Genomic DNA, 19,822 nt, shown 5'->3' on the forward strand with positions numbered 1-19,822 from the left:
GCCTTCACCCGTTGCTGCCGGAGTTGCGGCAGTCTGGCCGATATGAAGAAGCTCAGTGCACTCGTGGTCCTGCTGGTCCTGGCGCTGGCCGCCTGGTGGTTTGGCGGCCCGTACATGACCGTGCATGGCCTCTCCAAGGCCATCGAACAGCGCGACACCGCCCGATTGGAGCGCTACGTCGACTTCCCGCGGGTGCGCAGCAGCGTGCGCGCCCAGCTCAACGACTACCTGGTGCGCCAGGCAGGCCCGGATGTAGCAGCCAGCCCGTTCGGTGCGCTGCTCTACGGGCTGGGTGACCAGCTGGGCGGTGCAGCGGTGGACACCATGGTGACCCCGACCGGTATCGGCGCGATGCTGCAGGGCCATGTGCTGTGGAAGCGTGGCCGCAATGAACTGCAGGGTGGCGATGCATTCGGCCCGACCGAACCGGCGCGGCCGCTGAAGCATGCCAAGCACCATTTCGAAGCATTGGACCGCTTCGTCATCGACGTCGATCGTGGCCCGGGCCAGCCACCATTGAAGGTGGTGCTGGAACCACAGGGCCTGCGCTGGAAGGTGGTTGACCTGCAGCTGGGGATGTCGGGCACCCAATAACCGGTAGCCGCCCACCTTGGTGGGCGCTGTTCAACCGAGATGCCAACCAAGGTTGGCAACTACGGGGGGTACAGCGCTTTGGTAGATGCCCACCTTGGTGGGCGCCGATGCATGGCAGTGCCAACCAACGGTTGGCACCCACCCGGGATGGTTTCACCCCTCGTTGGCAACGCCATGCGGCACATGGCCAGCGGCCACATGCTCGCGGGCACTGTCGATGTTGTGCTGCGAATCATCGAAGAAGATGTCGGCGCCGAACGCCTGCAGGAACGGGCCCTTGTGGCGGCCACCGAGGAACAGGGCCTCATCCAGGCGCACGCCCCACTCGCGCAGGGTGCGGATCACCCGTTCGTGCGCAGGCGCCGAACGCGCGGTCACCAGCGCGGTGCGGATCGGCGCACTATCCCCCGCCGGGAACACTTCCTGCAGCGTATGCAGGGCCGACAGGAAACCACGGAACGGCCCCCCGCTGAGCGGTTCGCGCGCACGTTCGCGCTCGTGCCGGCCGAATGCCTCCACGCCCTGCTCGCGCGAAATGCGCTCACTCTCGTCACCGAAGATCACCGCATCGCCATCGAAGGCGATGCGCAGCTGCCCGGCCGGGCGCGTGATATCGATCTGGTCGGCAGCCGCAGCGGCGGTCTCGCCCGGCGGCTTGGGCAGGATGGTGGCCGCCGCGATGCCATGGCGCAGCGCGCTGCGCACCGATTCCGGGTTGGCCGACAGGAACAGGTCAGTACCGAACGGTTTCACATACGGCCAGGTCGGCTCGCCGGCGGTGAACGTCGCACGGATGATGCCCAGGCCGTAGTGCTGGATCGAATTGAAGATGCGCAGGCCGGTATCGGCCGAGTTGCGCGACAGCAGGATCACCTCGACCCGCGGGTTCTCGGGGCTGGCGCCCTGGTTCAGCGCCAGCAGCTTACGCACCACCGGGAAGGCCACGCCGGGGCCGAGGATGTCGTCCTCATGCTGGCGCTGGAATTCGGCATAGGCCGCCACGCCATCGCTCTCGAACAGCGCGTGGCTTTCCTCGAGGTCGAACAGGGCGCGCGAGGTCACCGCGACGGTCAGCAAACGGGGGGAGTTGTCGCCCATCGGTGGGGGTCCTTCAAAGCGATCGGCGGGGCCGGCGGCCTATTGTCCTCAAAAAACGAACTGTTCGCTCAGGATCCGGTCTTCCAGGTTGTGCTCCGGGTCGAACAGCAGGGTCACCCGGCGGTCCTTGGACTCGCGGATGGTGACTTCGACCACGTCGCGGGTCTCGTGCGAGTCGGCAGTGACGCTGACCGGGCGCTTGTACGGATCAAGCACGCGGAAGCGCACCTCGGTGTCGGCCTTGAGGATCGCCCCGCGCCAGCGCCGCGGCCGGTACGGTGCCAAGGGCGTCAGGGCGATGGTATGCGAGCCCAGCGGCAGCACCGGACCATGCGCGGAATAGTTGTAGGCGGTGCTGCCAGCCGGGGTGGCTACCAGTACACCGTCACCGATCAGCTCAGCCACGCGCTCCTGGCCGTTGAGGTCGATGCCGATATGCGCGGCCTGCCGGGTCTGGCGCAGCAATGACACGTCGTTGTAGGCCAGCGAACCGGTGCTGGTGCCCGATTCGGTCAACGCCACCATCTCCAGCGGCCGCAGGTTGGCCGGTTCGGCACGGGCGATGCGCGCCTGCACGTCATCGTCGCCACGGTACTGGTTCATCAGGAAGCCCACGGTACCCAGTTTCATGCCGAACACCGGCTTACCCAGGTGACCATGCCGATGCAGGGTCTGCAGCATGAAGCCATCGCCGCCCAGCGGGCACAGCACGTCGGCCTGGTCCGGGGCGTGGTCGCCATAGCGCGAGACCATCGCTGCGCGTGCCATCTGTGCAGGTTCGGTGGTACTGGCCAGGAAAGCGATGCGGGGGGTGTCGCTCATCGGTGGATCCGGGGGGAACTGGTGAAGAGCATAACCGAGCGCCGGGGGTTGGACCGCGCGGGGCGGATGACCGGCATATCCGCCGGGACACGCCGTAAACCCGTCCCTGGCGGCTCGATCGCGCCATCCATGGCGCTCACGGTCCCGGCGGATATGCCGGTCATCCACCTTGCAGGTTCACAGCCGGGGTCGGGTCAGGTGGTCGCAAAAGGCCAAAGGCAGAAACAGAACGGCCCCGCTTTCGCGGGGCCGTTCTGTTTCACGCATGCCAGGCGTGGCCTGGCACTACATCACTTACGCGCCGTGCGCGGCCAGCTGGCCAAGACGCTGCACCGCGACCGAGACGGTCGGATAGTCCAGGGTCTTCTGCTCGGCCAGTTCGGCCAGCATCGCCAGGGTGAAGCGCAGGCTGCTGTCGTCACGACCGATCCACGCGGCCACCTTGGCTTCAGCGGTGCTGCCCTTGGTGGCCAGCACCTGACCGGCCAGGCTGCGGTGGTGCGCAGCCAGTTCGTCGCGCAGCACGCCACGTGCCACCGCGTGCCAACGGCCATTGACCTCCAGCGCGTCAATCTGCTCAAACAGCCACGGCAGCTGCAGTGCGTCACCCAGACGGAAGTGGATCTTGGACACATCCACCGGCTTCAGCTTGCGGGTGCGGGCCAGTTCGATGATGTCGAACGCCGGCTCCAGGAAGTGCAGTTCGGCCAGCTGCTGCGCCAGTGCCGACGGCAGGCCCTTTTCCTTCCACTCGGCCACCAGGGCTTCGTAGGTCGGACGCTGCGAATCCGGCAGCACGCCCGAAGCAACGCGGATGTCGTTGAACGGCCCCTGGTAGCGGTTGACCGCCTCGGTGATGCCCGGCATCGGGCCCGGGCGCGACAGCAGCCAGCGCACGAACGAACGCTGCAGCTTCCAGATCACTTCCAGCGCATCGATCTGCACCGACTCCGGCAGGGTGCCGTCGAGGGCGTCGATCTGCGCCCACAGCGCGCGGGCGTCCAGCGTTTCGCGGCTGATGGTGTAGGCCTTGGCGACCTCGGCAATGGAACGGCCGGTGTCTTCCTGCATGCGCATCAGGAAGGTGGCGCCCATGCGGTTGATGGTCTGGTTGGTCACGGCCGTGGCGATGATTTCGCGCTTCAGGCGGTGACGCTCCATCGCGTCGGCGTACTTCTTCTGCAGCGGGGTCGGGAAGTAGCGCTGCAGTTCCTTGGACAGGTACGGATCTTCCGGGATGTCCGAATCCAGCAGCTGGGCGAACGCCACCAGTTTGGAATAGGACAGCAGCACCGACAGTTCCGGACGGGTCAGGCCCTGGCCGCGTGCCTTGCGCTGGGACAGCTCGGCATCGGACGGCAGGAACTCGATCTGGCGATCCAGCAGGCCCTGCTGTTCCAGGGTACGGATGAAGTGCTGCTTGGAACCCAGGCGCTTGACCGCCATCCGCTCCATCAGGCTCAGGGCCTGGTTCTGGCGGTAGTTGTCGTTGAGCACCAGTGCGGCGACTTCATCGGTCATCGATGCCAGCAGCTTGTTGCGCTGCTCGACGGTCAGCTTCTTGGCCCGCACCACATCGTTGAGCAGGATCTTGATGTTGACTTCATGGTCGGAGGTATCCACACCGGCCGAGTTGTCGATGAAGTCGGTGTTGAGCAGCACGCCGGCCTGGGCAGCTTCGATGCGGCCCAGCTGGGTCATACCCAGGTTGCCGCCCTCGCCCACCACCTTGCAGCGCAGCTCGCCACCATTCACGCGCAGCGCGTTGTTGGCGCGGTCGCCTACATCGCTGTGCTGCTCGCTGGCGGCCTTGACGTAGGTGCCGATGCCGCCGTTCCACAGCAGGTCGACCGGCGCCTTCAGGATCGCGCTCATCAGATCGTTCGGCGACAGCGCCTTGACGCTCTCGTCCAGGCCCAGCACTTCACGCACCTGCGGGGTGATCTCGATCGACTTCAGGCTGCGCGGGTACACGCCGCCGCCCTTGCTGATCAGCTTGGCATCGTAGTCCGCCCAGCTCGAACGCGGCACGGTGAACAGGCGCTCACGCTCGACGAACGTGGTGGCCGCATCCGGGTTCGGGTCCAGGAAGATGTGGCGATGGTCGAACGCGGCCAGCAGGCGGATGTGGCGCGACAGCAGCATGCCGTTGCCGAACACGTCGCCGGACATGTCGCCGACGCCGACCGCAGTGAAGTCCTGGCTCTGGCTGTCACGGCCCAGCGCACGGAAGTGGCGCTTGACCGACTCCCACGCACCGCGTGCGGTGATGCCCATGCCCTTGTGGTCGTAACCGACCGAACCGCCGGAGGCGAACGCATCGCCCATCCAGAAGCCGTGCGCGATGGCCAGGCCGTTGGCGATGTCGGAGAAGGTCGCGGTGCCCTTGTCGGCGGCCACCACCAGGTACGGATCGTCCATGTCATGGCGCACGACATCCACCGGCGGCACGATCTTGTTGTTGACGATGTTGTCGGTGATGTCCAGCAGGCCCTGGATGAACAGCTTGTAGCAGGCCACGCCGTTGGCGAAGATCGCATCGCGATCGCCGTTCACCGGCGGCATCTTGGCGAAGAAGCCGCCCTTCGCGCCGACCGGCACGATGACGGTGTTCTTGACCATCTGCGCCTTGACCAGGCCCAGCACTTCGGTACGGAAGTCTTCGCGGCGATCCGACCAGCGCAGGCCACCACGAGCCACCGCACCGAAGCGCAGGTGGGTACCTTCCACGCGCGGGCCGTACACGAAGATTTCGCGGTACGGACGCGGCTTGGGCAGGTCCGGCACCAGCGCCGAATCGAACTTGAAGCTGATGACATGGCCGTGCTGGCCGTTGGCATCGGTCTGGTAGTAGCTGGTACGCAGGGTCGCGTCGATCACGCCCATGAACGAGCGCAGGATGCGGTCCTCGTCCAGGCTGGACACGCGGTCCATCAGCTTCAGCAGCGCATCGCGCGCGGCCTGCATCTGCGCATCACGGTCACCCTTGCGGGCATCGACCACGGTCTTGAGCACCTTCAGCGTGGCCTCGTCACCTGCAGCCAGCACATCCAGGTGTGCCTTCAGCTGGGCCTGGCCGGCGGCGATGTCGTCCTTGCTTTCGTGGCCGGTGGCTGGATCGAAGCGGGCTTCGAACAGCTCCACCAGCAGGCGTGCCAGCAGCGGGTAACGGGTGAAGGTGCCTTCCACGTAGGCCTGCGAGAACGGCACGCCGGTCTGCAGCAGGTACTTGCAGTAGCCACGCAGCATGGCGACCTGGCGCCAGTGCAGGCCGGCAGCCAGCACCAGGCGGTTGAACGCATCGTTCTCGGCATCGCCGTGCCAGACGCGGGCAAAGGTCTCGCCGAAGGCTTCATCGACGCTGGCGGCATCGATCGCACCGGCGGTCGATTCGACCTCGAAGTCCTGCACGTACACCGGCGCGTTGTCCACCGACAGACGGTACGGACGCTCGGCGATCACGCGCAGGCCCATGTTTTCCATCATCGGCAGCGCGTCCGACAGCGGGATGTCATCCAGCTGGCGATACAGCTTCAGGCGCAGGCCATCACCGGATTCACGCGGCACCGCCTGCAGGCTCAGGCGCAGGTCGTCCGGGCCGGTCAGGGCATCGAGCTGGCTGACATCATTGGCGGCAACAGCGGTGCTGTTGTCTTCGATGTAACCGGCCGGCAGCGCCTTGCCGATACGCGCAGCGATGCGCAGGCCTTCGGCTTCACCATGGCGGGTGACCAGCGCTTCGCGCAGATCGTCCTGCCAGTTGCGCAGCACCTGGGCCAGCTTCTGCTCCAGTTCGGCGGTATCGACGTCGAGCATTTCGCCCGGCTTCGGGCGCACGATCAGGTGCACCTGGGCCAGCGGCGATTCGCCCAGCACCACCGAGCTGTCCACGTACTCACCGTGCAGCGCTTCCTTGAGCATCGCTTCGATGCGCAGGCGCACGTCGGTGTTGAAACGCTCGCGCGGCAGGTAGACCAGCGCGGAAATGAAACGGCTGTACTTGTCACGGCGCAGGAACAGGCGGCTGCGCACGCGCTCCTGCAGGCCCAGCACGCCCATTGCGGTGCGGAACAGTTCGTCCTCGCTGGACTGGAACAGTTCTTCGCGCGGCAGGGTTTCCAGGATATGGCGCAGCGCCTTGCCGCTGTGGCTCGAGCCGGCCAGGCCGGACTGCTTCATCACGTGTTCGTAGCGCTGGCGCACCAGCGGAATTTCCCACGGGCGACGGTTGTAGGCGCTGGAGGTGAACAGGCCGAGGAAGCGCTGCTCGCCGATGATCTTGCCCTTGGCGTCGAATTCCAGCACGCCGATGTAGTCCATGTAACCGGCGCGGTGGACGCGCGAACGGGCATTGGTCTTGGTCAGGATCAGCGCGTCCTTCAGCCCGGACGTGGTGTTCAGGCCCTGCGCGGCCAGGGTCTTGACCGGACGCGCAGCGGACTTGTCCTTGCCGCGCATCAGGCCCAGGCCGGTGTCGTTCAGCGGTGCCAGTACTTCTTCCTTGCCCTGCTTCTCGACGCGGTACTCGCGGTAGCCGAAGAAAGTGAAGTGGTTATCGGCGGCCCAGCGCAGGAATTCCTGCGCTTCCTTGCGCGAGGCATCGTCGACCGGCAGCTGGCGGCTGCCGAGGTCGTCGGCCAGCGCCAGCGCCTTGTCCTGCATCGGCTGCCAGTCGCGTACGATCGCACGCACCTCATCCAGCGCCTTGTTGATCGCCTGCTCGATGGCGGCCATGGCTTCGGCCGGCTGGCGGTCGATCTCCAGCAGCATCACCGATTCCAGCTGGCCCTCGCCGACCTTGACCAGCTTGCCGGCCTTGTCGCGGGTGAAGCGCAGCACCGGGTGGCCCAGCACGTGGACGCCGACGCCCTGTTCGGCCAGCGACATGGTGACGGTGTCGACCAGGAACGGCATGTCGTCGTTGACGATCTGCAGCACGGTGTGCGGCGATTCCCAACCGTTGACCTTGGCAGTCGGATTGAACACGCGGACGTTGGCCTTGCCGGTCTTGCGGGCACGGGCGAACTCCAGCGTTTCAGCCGCGAGCGCGGCCCACTCTTCGGCGCTGTGGTGCGGGAACTCGTCCGCCTCCATGCGCTTGTAGAAATCAGTGGCGAAGGCCACTGCTTCGGCCTGTGCGGCCGCCGGGTAGCGCTTGCGCAAAGCCGTGTACACCGGCTCCAGGGAGAAACCAGCGGTCACTGCGACCTCCGACTCTGCTGGTTTGGTCTTGTTTTTCACGGTCTTGGCTGCGGTCTTTTGCGGTTTCATGGCAGAGCGGGGCGCTTGCTCAGTTGGGAAAATGAAATTGTAGCCCTACCGCACGAAAAGGCCTTGCTGCAGGACGGAATAAGTAGATTCGGGTTTGCTGCGGTTTAGACGCCTATTCAGTTCGCTCCGGTATGGAGTGATCAAGGCATGCAGCACTACCGACAGGATCGGCAAAGCGTGTTACGGGAAGACACACGCAGCGACGACTCCGCGATTCCACAATCCTGAACTGGACGGTATAGTCCACCGCGTGAATCCGGCCTACCTCCCCGTTGCCCTCGACGCGCGCGATGAGCGCGTGTTCGACGCCGTGCGCGAACTGCTGGCCCAACAGGGCATGCAGATGAGCATGGACGCGGTGGCCCAGCACGCCGGCTGCTCCAAGCAGACCCTGTATTCGCGCTACGGCAGCAAGCAGGAACTGCTGCGCCGGGTGATGCAGCGTCATGTCGGCCACGCCACCGGCGCCATGGTTCGTGCACTCCGCAGTGACGACCTGCGTGCCAGCCTGCTCCAGTTCGCCATCGACTTCCTGGAGCATTTCAACCAGCCGCACGTAGGACAGGCCTGTCGGCTGATCGCCGCCGACGCATCCCAGTTTCCCGAAGAGGCGCGTACGCTGTACCGGCATGGTGCCGGCGCGCTGACGCTTCATCTTGCTGAATGGATTGAAACCGTTTGCAGAAGTGGTCAGCTCCGGCATGACGACCCGCACTTCATGGCCGAACTGCTGCTGAGCATGATCGCCGGTCAGGATTTCGACAAACAGCGCTTCCATACCCCCCATCGTGATGACGCGCAGCTGCGTCGGCGCTGGGCAGAGTTCTCCGTCGACAGCTTCCTGCGCGCCTTTGCGCCACAGCCGTCGCCGGCCCCGTCTACAAACCAACCCCGGAGTTCCTCCTGATGACCGCCCCACTCCGCACCCTTGCCTTGACGTGCGCCGTTGCTGTCGCGCTGGCTGCCTGCAAGAAGCCGGAACAGCAGACGCCCCCGCCGCCGGAGGTGGGCGTGATCGACGCCAAGCCGCAGACCTTGCCGCTGCAACGTGAGCTGGTCGGCCGCCTGTCGCCGTTCCGCAGCGCCGACGTGCGCGCGCGCGTGCCGGGCGTGCTGCTCAAGCGCGTCTACCAGGAAGGCTCCCAGGTCAAGCAGGGCCAGACCCTGTTCCTGATCGACCCCGCCCCGTTGCGCGCCTCGCTCAATGCCTCCGAGGCGCAGCTGGCCTCGGCCCGCGCGACCTACGCGAACGCCAAGGTCGCCGCCGACCGCGCTCGCTCGCTGGCGCCGCAGCAGTTCGTGTCCAAGTCCGACCTGGACAACGCCGAATCGGCCGAACGCACCGCGCTGGCCGCGGTCAAGCAGGCCGAAGCCGCGGTGACCTCTTCGCGCATCAGCCTGGGCTACACCGAAGTGACCGCGCCGATCAGTGGCGTGGCCAACAAGCAGCAGGTGACCGAAGGTGCGCTGGTCGGCCAGGGCGATGTGACCCTGCTGACCACCGTCGACCAGCTCGACCCGCTGTATGTGAACTTCTCGCTGAGCGTGGATGAGCTGACCCAGCTGCGTGCGCAGCAGGCCAAGGGTGCGCTGGCGCTGTCCGGCGACGGCAAGGCCACGGTCAACGTCAAGCTGGCCGACGGCAGCACCTACAGCGAACCGGGCACGCTGGACTTCTCTTCGACCACGGTCGACCCGGCCACCGGCGCGGTGTCGCTGCGTGCGCTGCTGCCGAACCCGCAGCAGATCCTGCTGCCGGGTGCCTTCGTCAGCTTCCAGGCCAACCTGGGCGAGCGCAACAACGCCTACCTGGTGCCGCAGCAGGCCCTGCTGCGTGACACCACCGGCGGCTACGTGATGGTGGTCGGTGCCGACGGCAAGGTCGTGCGCAAGAACGTGAAGACCGATGGCGCGCAGAACGGCAACTGGCTGGTCAGCGACGGCCTGGCTGCCGGTGACAAGGTGATCGTGGCCGGCGTGCAGAAGGTCAAGGAAGGTGCACCGGCGGTGGCCAAGCCGTGGACCCCGGGGCAGGACGCCAACGGCAAGCCTGCCGCAGGCGGCGCCGCTCCGGCGGGCGCGGCGCCGGCCGCAGCCAAGGCACCGGCCGATGCGGCCAAGCCCGAGCAGGCCGATGCGGCCAAGCCGGCCGCCACCGATTCGAACAAGCAGTAACGGGAACCTTCCGTCATGCCTAAATTTTTCATCGAACATCCAGTCTTCGCCTGGGTGGTTGCGATCCTGATCTCGCTCAGCGGCGTGATCGCGATCCTCAACCTCGGCGTCGAGTCCTATCCCAACATCGCCCCGCCGCAGGTGACCGTCTCGGCCACTTACCCGGGCGCCAGCGCGGATACCACCGAAAAATCGGTCACCCAGGTGATCGAGCAGCAGCTGACCGGTATCGATCACCTGCTGTACTTCAGCTCCTCGTCCGCATCGAACGGCCGTGCCTCGATCACCCTCACCTTCGAGACCGGTACCGATCCGGACATCGCCCAGGTGCAGGTGCAGAACAAGGTGTCGCTGGCCACGCCACGCCTGCCTTCGGAAGTGACCCAGCAGGGCGTGGTGGTGGCCAAGGCCAACGCCGGCTTCCTGATGGTCATCGCACTGCAGTCCGATACGCCGACCATCAACCGTGATGCGCTGAACGACATCGTCGGTTCGCGCGTGCTCGACCAGGTCTCGCGTATTCCGGGCGTCGGCAGCACCCAGCAGTTCGGTTCCGAGTACGCCATGAACATCTGGCTCAACCCGGAAAAGATGCAGGGCTACGGCCTGTCGGCCAGCCAGGTGCTGGCTGCGGTGCGCGCGCAGAACGTGCAGTTCGCTGCCGGTGCGCTGGGTTCGGACCCGTCGCCGGAAGGCCAGCACTTCACCGCGACCGTCTCGGCCGAGGGCCGCTTCAGCTCGCCGCAGGAGTTCGAGGACATCATCCTGCGGGCCAATCCTGACGGCTCGCGCGTCCTGCTGAAGGACATCGCCCGCGTTGCCTTCGGCGCCAACAACTACGGCTTCGATACCCAGTACAACGGCAAGCCGACCGGTGCCTTCGCGATCCAGCTGCTGCCGGGCGCCAACGCCCTGAACGTGGCCGATGCGGTGCGCGCCAAGATGGACGAGCTGCAGCCCAGCTTCCCATCCGGCGTGACCTGGTTCTCGCCGTACGACAGCACCACCTTCGTCAAGATCTCGATCCAGGAAGTGGTCAAGACCCTGTTCGAAGCGGTGTTGCTGGTGTTCCTGGTGATGCTGATCTTCCTGCAGAACTTCCGCGCCACGCTGATCCCGACCCTGGTCATCCCGGTGGCCCTGCTCGGTACCTTCCTGGGCATGTGGATGATCGGTTTCACGATCAATCAGCTGACCCTGTTCGCGATGGTGCTGGCGATCGGCATCGTGGTCGATGACGCGATCGTGGTGATCGAGAACGTCGAGCGCATCATGACCGAGGAAGGCCTGGCGCCGAAGCCGGCCACGCAGAAGGCGATGACCCAGATCACCGGCGCGGTGGTGGCGATCACCGTCGTGCTGGCCGCGGTGTTCATCCCGTCCGCCCTGCAGGGCGGAGCCGCCGGCGAGATCTACAAGCAGTTCGCGCTGACCATCGCCATCTCGATGGCGTTCTCGGCGTTCCTGGCGCTGGGCTTCACCCCGGCGTTGTGCGCGACGTTCCTCAAGCCGACGCACAACGACAACCCGAACATCATCTACCGCACCTTCAACAAGTACTACGACAAGATCAGCCACACCTATGTGGGCCACATCACTTCGGCGGTGCGCCACGCGCCGCGCTGGATGATCCTGTTCGTGGTCCTGACCGCACTGTGCGGTTTCCTGTTCACCCGCATGCCGGGCAGCTTCCTGCCCGAAGAAGACCAGGGCTATGCACTGGCGATCGTGCAGCTGCCGCCGGGTTCGACCAAGGGCCAGACCAACGAAGTGTTCGCGCAGATGCGTGGCGTGCTGGAAAAGCAGGATGGCTATGAAGGCATGCTGCAGGTGGCCGGCTTCAGCTTCGTCGGTTCCGGCGAGAACGTGGGCATGGGCTTCATCCGCCTGAAGCCGTGGGAGGAACGCAAGTTCACCGCGCCGGAGTTCATCCAGAACATGAACGGCGCGTTCTACGGCATCAAGGAAGCGCAGATCTTCGTGGTCAACCTGCCCACCGTGCAGGGTCTGGGCCAGTTCGGCGGCTTCGACATGTGGCTCCAGGACCGCAGCGGTGCCGGCTACGAGCAGCTGACCCAGGCGCGCAACATCCTGCTCGGCCAGGCCGCGCAGAAGCCGGACCATCTGGTCGGCGTGCGCCCGAACGGCCTGGAAAACGCCCCGCAGCTGCAGCTGCATGTCGACCGCGTGCAGGCGCAGTCGATGGGCATGTCGGTGTCGGACGTGTACAGCACCATCCAGCTGATGCTGGCCCCGGTGTACGTCAACGACTTCTTCTACGAAGGCCGCATCAAGCGCGTGACCATGCAGGCCGATGGCCCGTACCGCACCGGCCAGGAGTCGCTGAAGAGCTTCTACAGCCCGTCCAGCCTGGTCAAGAACGCCGATGGCACCAACTCGATGATCCCGCTCAACACGGTGGTCAAGTCCGAGTGGGTCTCGGCACCGCCGTCGCTGAGCCGCTACAACGGCTACTCGGCGATCAACATCGTCGGCTCGCAGGCCCCGGGTACCAGCTCGGGTGAGGCAATGCAGACCATGGAGGCGATCGTCGCCGACGACCTGCCGGCCGGCTTCGGCTATGACTGGTCGGGCATGTCCTACCAGGAAATCCTGGCCGGCAATGCCGCAACCCTGCTGCTGGTGCTGTCCATCGTGGTGGTGTTCCTGTGCCTGGCCGCGCTGTATGAAAGCTGGTCGATTCCGGTGGCGGTGCTGCTGGTGGTTCCGCTTGGCGTGCTGGGTGCATTGGGCCTGTCGATGCTGCGTGGCCTGCCCAACGACCTGTTCTTCAAGATCGGCCTGATCACCGTGATCGGCCTGGCCGCGAAGAATGCGATCCTGATCGTCGAGTTCGCGGTGGAGCAACGTGCCGCAGGCAAGAACCTGCGCGATGCCACCATCGAGGCCGCTCGCCTGCGCTTCCGCCCGATCCTGATGACCTCGTTCGCGTTCATCATGGGCGTGATCCCGATGGCGATCTCCAGCGGTGCCGGCGCCAACTCCCGCCACGCCATCGGCACCGGCGTGATCGGCGGCATGCTGTTCGCCACCCTGCTCGGCCTGCTGATGATCCCGGTGTTCTTCGTGGTCGTGCGCCGCATGCTGGGCGACAAGCTGGATGAACCCTCCAAGGAGTTCATGGAACGCCAGCGCGATGCGGAAACCGCCCACCGTCCGGATCGTTGATCCGATGGTGAGCTGAAATGAAAAGGCCCCGGAGCGATCCGGGGCCTTTTTCTTTGCTGCTTTTGAATCCATGCCAACCAAGGTTGGCATCTACCAAAGCAGCGGCATGCCCGGTAGCCGCCAACCTTGGTTGGCGCTCTCCAAGGCGACGTGTCAGCGCAGCAGCGCGATCACGGCGCACACCGCCACGAGAACCAGCGCGGCCCATTGCATGGGCACGAAGAAGAAATGATGGGGTGCGGCCTCACCCTGATGCCGCGGCGCACGGTTGAGCCACAGGCCCAGCAGCACGTTCACTGCCGCACCGATGCCACCACCCAGCAGCACCTGCTGCAGCGGGATGTTGCCCTTGGGGCCGTCTTGCGGGAAGAAGTACGCCAGCAACAGGATGCCTGCGATCGGCGTCACCAGCGTCATGAAGCCCCAGCCGCGGTAGATCATGCGGTATCTCCAGAAAAACGATCCGCATTGGAGCAGCATGAATCCTGGCAGGCAAGAGGCGGGCACGCCATCTGGACACAACGCCATCCACGCATGGCGTGGATCTACTGCCGCGCCGCCATTGCAGCGGCGCGGCACGGGAAAATCAGCGCAGCCCGGTCTCGTTACGGGCGATCACCAGGCGCTGGATCTCCGAGGTGCCTTCGTAGATCTCGGTGATCTTGGCATCACGGAAGTAGCGCTCCAGCGGCATTTCCTTGGAGTAGCCCATGCCGCCGTGGATCTGCACGGCCTGGTGGGTGATCCACATCGCCGCTTCCGAAGCGGTCAGCTTGGCAATGGCCGCTTCATTGCTGAAGCGCTTGCCTTGCCCCTTCACCCACGCCGCGCGCAGGGTCAGCAGCAGCGCTGCGTCCAGCTTGCACTTCATGTCGGCGATCTTGGCCTGGGTCATCTGGAAGGTGCCGATTGCGGCGCCGAATGCCTTGCGCTCCTTCACATACTCGATCGTCGCTTCATAGGCGGCGCGGGCGATGCCGATGGCCTGCGAAGCAATGCCGATGCGGCCTGCGTCGAGCACGCCCATGGCGATCTTGAAGCCCTCGCCTTCCTGGCCCAGCACGTCTTCGGCCTGTGCCACGTAATCGTTGAACTCGATCTCGCAGGTGGCCGATGCGCGGATGCCCAGCTTCGGCTCGGTCTTGCCGCGGCCGAAGCCCGCCTTGTCAGTGTCGATCATGAACGCGGTGATGCCACGCGCGCCTTTGTCCGGCTCGCTCATCGCAAACAACACGATGTACTTGGCCACCGGGCCGGAGGTGATCCAGCTCTTCTTGCCGTTGATGACGAAGGAACCATCGGCCTGCTTGACCGCGCGGCAGCGCATGGCGGTGGCGTCAGACCCGGACTGCGGCTCGGTCAACGCGAATGCGCCAATGGCTTCACCCTCGGCGATGGCGCGTACGTACTTCTGCTTCTGCGCTTCATTGCCGTGGGTCAGGATGCCGTTGCAGAACAGCGAATTGTTGACCGACATGATGGTCGAATGCGCAGCATCACCGGCGGCGACCTCCACCATCGCCAGCACGTACGCAATCGGGTCCATGCCCGCGCCGCCATACTCGGCCGGCACTTCGATGCCCATCAGGCCGTTCTCGCCCAGCAGGCGGATGTTGTCCAACGGGAATTCGCCGGTGCGGTCATGGTACTCCGCGCTGGGGGCGATCTTCTCCTGCGCGATGCGCCGCGCCACGTCCTGCAGCATCAACTGCTCTTCAGTAAAGCTGAAATCCACAACACCCTCCCGGGTACATGATGTTATGGGCCGCACACGGCGCGCCCAGGTGGCCAGATTGTAACGGGGCCGAGGGCTTCCGTACGCCAGCGACTTGACCGCGACAGGCAACCTCAGCGAATATATCTCTATATCGCGATAGGTAGATATTTATGGATCTGGAAGACTGGTCGACACGCCTGAAGGTGTTCGCCGATGCCACCCGCGTGCGCCTGCTGGCGCTGCTGGAGCAGGAGGAGCTGACCGTGGCCGAACTGTCGGCGATCACCCGGCTGGCGCAGCCGCGCGTGTCCACCCACTTGGCGCGCCTGAAGGAAGCTGGCTTGGTCCGCGACCGCCGTGCCGGCGTGTCGGCCTACTACCGCTTCGATGAGGCCCAGCTGGACCCGGCGCAGCGCGCATTGTGGCATGCCTTGAGCAACGGAAGCGACGACCCGCTGCTGCGCCAGGATGCTGAACGGGTTGCCGCCGTGCTGGCCCACCGTGCTTCCGACCAGAACTGGGCCGACAGCGTGGCCGGCGACATGGAGCGCCACTACTCTCCGGGTCGTACCTGGGAAGCGCTTGCACGCACCGCGCTGCCGCTGCTGGAAACCGGTGACGTGCTCGATATCGCCTCCGGTGACGGCGTGCTGGCCGAACTGGTGGCCCCGCATGCCAAGCGCTACATCTGCATCGACACCAGTGCGCGTGTGGTTGCCGCCGCCAGCGAGCGCCTGCGCCGCCTGCCCAACGTGGAAGTGCGCGAAGGCGACATGCACGCCCTGCCGTTCAAGGACCGCAGTTTCGACCTGGTGGTGCTGATGCACGCGCTGACCTATGCCAGCAAGCCGGCGCAGGCGGTAACCGAAGCCGCGCGCGTGCTGCGCCCCGGTGGCCGCCTGCTGCTGTGCAGCCTGGCCCGGCACGAACACAAGGCCGCGGTGGAGGCCTACGGCCACGTCAACCTCGGTTTCAGCGACAAGGAACTGCGCAAGTTCGTCGACAAGGCCGGCCTGCAGGTGTCGAGCCTGGAGACCGTCACCCGCGAGAAGCGCCCGCCGCACTTCGAAGTGATTTCGCTGATCGCCAACAAGCCCTGAGCCCGAGACCGCCATGCCCGCCCTGCCCTGGTTGCATCCCGATCGTGCCAATGCCCTGCTCGATGCCCTGCGCGAGCGGATCCTGATCATCGACGGCGCGATGGGCACGATGATCCAGCGCCATGGGCTACAGGAGGACGACTATCGAGGCGAGCGCTTCGCCGGTGGCTTCGACCACGCCCATGGCCCCGGCTGCGACCACGCAGTGCCGGAAGGCCACGACCTGAAGGGCAACAACGATCTGCTGCTGCTGACCCGGCCGCAGATCATCGCCGACATCCACACCGCGTACCTGGACGCTGGCGCGGACCTGGTCGAAACCAACACCTTCAACGCCACCTCGGTCAGCCAGGCCGACTACCACCTCGAACACCTCGTGTACGAATTGAACAAAGCTGGGGCGGCAGTCGCACGCGCCTGCTGCGATGCCGTGGCCGCGACCACGCCGGGCAAGCCGCGCTTTGTCATCGGCGTGCTCGGCCCGACCAGCCGCACGGCCTCGATCAGCCCCGACGTGAATGATCCGGGCTTCCGCAACACCAGCTTCGACGAGCTCCGCGGCACCTACCGCGAGGCCATCGACGGCCTGATCGACGGTGGTGCAGATACCATCATGGTCGAGACCATCTTCGACACGCTCAATGCCAAGGCCGCCCTGTATGCCGTGGAGGAAGCTTTCGATGCACGTGGTGCGCGGCTGCCGGTGATGATCTCCGGCACCATCACCGATGCATCGGGACGCACCCTGTCCGGGCAGACCGCCGAGGCCTTCCATGCCTCATTGGCGCATGCGCGGCCGTTGTCGATCGGCCTGAACTGCGCGCTGGGCGCCGATGCGATGCGCCCGCATGTGGAAACCCTGTCGCAGGTGTCGGACTGCCATGTCAGTGCGCATCCCAATGCAGGCCTGCCCAACGCGTTCGGCGAGTACGACGAAACACCTGAAGAAATGGCCACGACCCTGCGCGGCTTCGCCGAGGATGGGCTGTTGAACCTGGTCGGCGGCTGCTGCGGCTCCACGCCCGATCACATCCGTGCCATCGCGCAGGCGGTAGCCGGGCTGCCGCCGCGCGTCCTGCCCGGCGCGCAGGAACAAGCTGCATGAACGTCGCCGCCACCGTCCCCCATTTTCCGCCCTATTGCTGTTGAGCCGCCGCCAACCATGACGCCTGTCCGCCCTACCCGCCTGTCCGGCCTGGAACCTCTGGTCATCACCCCGGACCTGCTGTTCATCAACGTCGGTGAGCGCACCAACGTCACCGGCAGTGCGCAGTTCCGCAAGCTGATCAAGGAAGGTCGCTACGAAGAGGCGGTGGACGTGGCCCGCCAGCAGGTGGCCAGCGGCGCGCAGATCCTCGACGTCAACATGGACGAGGGCCTGATCGATTCGGAAGCGGCGATGACCCGCTACCTCAACCTGATCATGTCCGAGCCGGACATCGCGCGCATTCCGGTGATGGTCGACTCGTCGAAGTGGAGCGTGATCGAGGCCGGCCTGAAGTGCCTGCAGGGCAAGAGCGTGGTCAACTCGATCTCGCTGAAGGAAGGCGAAGCGCTGTTCCGCGAGCATGCGCGCAAGGTGCTGCGCTATGGCGCGGCCGCAGTGGTGATGGCCTTCGACGAGGCCGGCCAGGCCGATACCTGCGCGCGCAAGGTCGAGATCTGCACCCGCGCCTACCGCCTGCTGGTCGACGAGATCGGTTTCCCGCCGCAGGACATCATCTTCGACCCGAACATCTTCGCTGTCGCCACCGGCATCGAAGAGCACGACAACTATGCGGTGGACTTCATCGAAGCTACCCGCATCATCAAACAGACCCTTCCGCACTGCCATGTATCCGGCGGCGTTTCCAACGTCTCGTTCTCGTTCCGTGGCAACGAGACCGTGCGCCAGGCGATCCACTCGGTGTTCCTGTACCACGCCATCGCTGCCGGCATGGACATGGGCATCGTCAACGCCGGCGCCATGCCGATCTACGACGAGCTGGAGCCGGAGCTGCGCGAACGCGTCGAGGATGTGATCCTCAATCGCCGCAGCGACGCCACCGAGCGACTGCTGGAGATTGCCGAGCGCTACAAGGGCAAGAAGGGTGCGGCGAAGACCGAGGACCTGGCCTGGCGCGAGAAGCCGGTCGCGCAGCGCCTGGCACATGCGCTGGTGCACGGCCTGGACGCCTGGGTCGAAGAAGACACCGAGCTGGCACGGCAGGCATCGAGCCGCCCGCTGGACGTGATCGAAGGTCCGTTGATGGATGGCATGAACGTAGTCGGCGATCTGTTCGGCGCCGGCAAGATGTTCCTGCCGCAGGTGGTCAAGTCCGCGCGGGTGATGAAGAAGGCGGTGGCCTACCTGCTGCCTTACATCGAAGCTGAAAAGGCGCGCAGCGGCGATACCGCCAAGAGCAACGGCCGCATCATCATGGCCACGGTGAAGGGCGATGTGCACGACATCGGCAAGAACATCGTGGGCGTGGTCCTGGCCTGCAACAACTTCGAGGTGGTGGATCTGGGGGTGATGGTGCCGGCGCAGAAGATCCTCGACGCCGCGCGCGAGCACAATGCCGATCTGATCGGCCTGTCCGGGCTGATCACTCCGTCGCTGGAGGAGATGAGCCACGTCGCCCGCGAGATGCAGCGCCAGGGCTTCGATCTGCCGCTGCTGATCGGCGGCGCCACCACGTCGCGCGCGCATACCGCGCTGAAGATCGACCCGCACTATCACGCGCCCACGGTATGGGTGAAGGACGCCTCACGAGCGGTTGGCGTTGCCCAGTCGTTGATCTCACGCGACCTGCGCGCGGCCTTCGTCGCGGCCAACGAAGCCGACTATGCCGAGATCCGCACACGTCACCGCAACCGTGGTGATGCCAAGCGACTGGTTTCGCTGGAACACGCTCGTGGGCAGAAGTTCCAGGGCGGCTGGGACAGCTATGTACCGCCGGCTCCGAACCAGCCCGGCCTGCATGTGTTCGACGATTACCCGCTGGCCGAACTGGTGCCCTACATCGACTGGACACCTTTCTTCCAGGCCTGGGAACTGGCCGGCAAGTATCCCGCCATCCTCACCGACGAAATCGTCGGCGCGCAGGCCAGCGATCTGTACAAGGATGCCCGAGTGATGCTCGACCGCATCGTGGGCGAGAAGTGGCTCACCGCCAAGGCCGTGTTCGGCCTGTGGCCGGCCAACAGCGTCGGCGACGACGTGCGCGTACAACACCCGCAAGGCGAGACCACCCTGCACTTCCTGCGCCAGCAGGTGGACAAGCCCGCCGAGCGCCCGGACTTCTGCCTCGCCGATTTCATCGCACCGGCCGACAGTGGCCGCCAGGACTGGATCGGTGCATTCGCTGTCACCGCCGGCATCGGCATCGATGCGCACGTGGCCCGGTTCGAGGCCGACCACGACGACTACAACGCGATCCTGCTGAAGGCCCTCGCCGATCGCTTCGCCGAAGCGCTGGCCGAGCGCCTGCACCAGCGCGTGCGTACCGATTTCTGGGGCTACGACCATGCCGAGACACTGGACAACGAGGCGCTGATCGACGAGCAGTACAGCGGCATCCGCCCGGCTCCCGGCTACCCGGCCTGCCCGGAGCACAGCGAGAAGCGCCGGCTGTTCGACCTGCTGCAGGCAGAAGCCAACGCCGGCATGGAGCTGACCGAAAGCTTCGCGATGCTGCCGACCGCGGCGGTGTCGGGCTATTACTTCAGCCATCCGCAGAGCCAGTACTTCGTGGTCGGGCGCCTCGGCCGCGAGCAGGTGGGCGATTACGCTCGGCGCAAGGGCGTGGATCGCGCCCAGGCCGAACGCTGGCTGGCCTCCAACCTCGACTACGATCCGGAATGATCCGGTAGC

12 protein-coding genes are annotated in these 19,822 nt (G+C 65.6%); 7 read left to right on the forward strand and 5 right to left on the reverse strand.

Going from position 1 to position 19,822, the window contains the following annotated elements:
* Nucleotides 1-42 precede the first annotated feature (42 nt).
* Entirely contained in the window at nt 43-594 is a 552-nt protein-coding gene (locus AC07M7_RS05565) for a DUF2939 domain-containing protein (RefSeq protein ID WP_482997821.1), read from the forward strand.
* Nucleotides 595-747: 153 nt separating this feature from the next.
* On the opposite strand, the gene AC07M7_RS05570 is transcribed toward AC07M7_RS05565, so the two are convergent.
* From AC07M7_RS05570 to AC07M7_RS05580, 3 genes are all read right to left on the reverse strand, one after another.
* Nucleotides 748-1,692, reverse strand: coding sequence for a 5'-nucleotidase (locus tag AC07M7_RS05570; protein ID WP_012511563.1), 945 nt, complete (start codon nt 1,690-1,692; stop codon nt 748-750).
* A 48-nt stretch (nt 1,693-1,740) separates the two neighbouring features.
* Nucleotides 1,741-2,514, reverse strand: a complete 774-nt coding sequence (locus tag AC07M7_RS05575) for an NAD kinase (RefSeq protein WP_046982638.1) — start codon at nt 2,512-2,514, stop codon at nt 1,741-1,743.
* A 294-nt stretch (nt 2,515-2,808) separates the two neighbouring features.
* The gene (locus AC07M7_RS05580; protein ID WP_426355584.1) at nt 2,809-7,785 is read right to left on the reverse strand and encodes an NAD-glutamate dehydrogenase; all 4,977 of its coding nucleotides are present in this window, start codon (nt 7,783-7,785) and stop codon (nt 2,809-2,811) included.
* Nucleotides 7,786-8,035: 250 nt separating this feature from the next.
* Between AC07M7_RS05580 and AC07M7_RS05585 the strand changes: the two genes are divergently transcribed.
* The 3 genes from AC07M7_RS05585 to AC07M7_RS05595 are packed head-to-tail and all read left to right on the forward strand — an operon-like array spanning nt 8,036 to nt 13,149.
* Complete coding sequence (locus tag AC07M7_RS05585) at nt 8,036-8,692, forward strand: TetR/AcrR family transcriptional regulator (protein WP_046982640.1); 657 nt, start codon at nt 8,036-8,038, stop codon at nt 8,690-8,692.
* A complete protein-coding gene (locus tag AC07M7_RS05590) occupies nt 8,692-9,960 on the forward strand; it encodes an efflux RND transporter periplasmic adaptor subunit (protein ID WP_046982641.1) in 1,269 nt (422 codons plus the stop codon). The genes AC07M7_RS05585 and AC07M7_RS05590 overlap by 1 nt, the downstream gene beginning before the upstream one ends.
* 15 nt (nt 9,961-9,975) lie before the next feature.
* On the forward strand, nt 9,976-13,149 hold the full coding sequence (locus AC07M7_RS05595; protein ID WP_046982642.1) for a multidrug efflux RND transporter permease subunit: 3,174 nt from the start codon (nt 9,976-9,978) through the stop codon (nt 13,147-13,149).
* 153 nt (nt 13,150-13,302) lie between these two features.
* On the opposite strand, the gene AC07M7_RS05600 is transcribed toward AC07M7_RS05595, so the two are convergent.
* Complete coding sequence (locus AC07M7_RS05600) at nt 13,303-13,590, reverse strand: hypothetical protein (protein ID WP_495206921.1); 288 nt, start codon at nt 13,588-13,590, stop codon at nt 13,303-13,305.
* A 145-nt stretch (nt 13,591-13,735) separates the two neighbouring features.
* Nucleotides 13,736-14,884, reverse strand: a complete 1,149-nt coding sequence (locus AC07M7_RS05605; RefSeq protein WP_495206922.1) for an acyl-CoA dehydrogenase family protein — start codon at nt 14,882-14,884, stop codon at nt 13,736-13,738.
* Between the two features lie 152 nt (nt 14,885-15,036).
* Between AC07M7_RS05605 and AC07M7_RS05610 the strand changes: the two genes are divergently transcribed.
* From AC07M7_RS05610 to metH, 3 genes are read left to right on the forward strand one after another with little or no spacing between them, the layout of a single operon-like run.
* Nucleotides 15,037-15,966, forward strand: coding sequence for an ArsR/SmtB family transcription factor (locus AC07M7_RS05610; RefSeq protein ID WP_006376775.1), 930 nt, complete (start codon nt 15,037-15,039; stop codon nt 15,964-15,966).
* A gap of 13 nt (nt 15,967-15,979) precedes the next feature.
* The gene (locus AC07M7_RS05615; RefSeq protein ID WP_495206923.1) at nt 15,980-17,071 is read left to right on the forward strand and encodes a homocysteine S-methyltransferase family protein; all 1,092 of its coding nucleotides are present in this window, start codon (nt 15,980-15,982) and stop codon (nt 17,069-17,071) included.
* Nucleotides 17,072-17,128: 57 nt separating this feature from the next.
* Complete coding sequence (metH, locus tag AC07M7_RS05620) at nt 17,129-19,813, forward strand: methionine synthase (protein WP_495206924.1); 2,685 nt, start codon at nt 17,129-17,131, stop codon at nt 19,811-19,813.
* The last annotated feature ends 9 nt before the right edge of the window (nt 19,814-19,822 follow it).

This window comes from Stenotrophomonas sp. GW821-FHT09E08 (genome assembly GCF_059416125.1).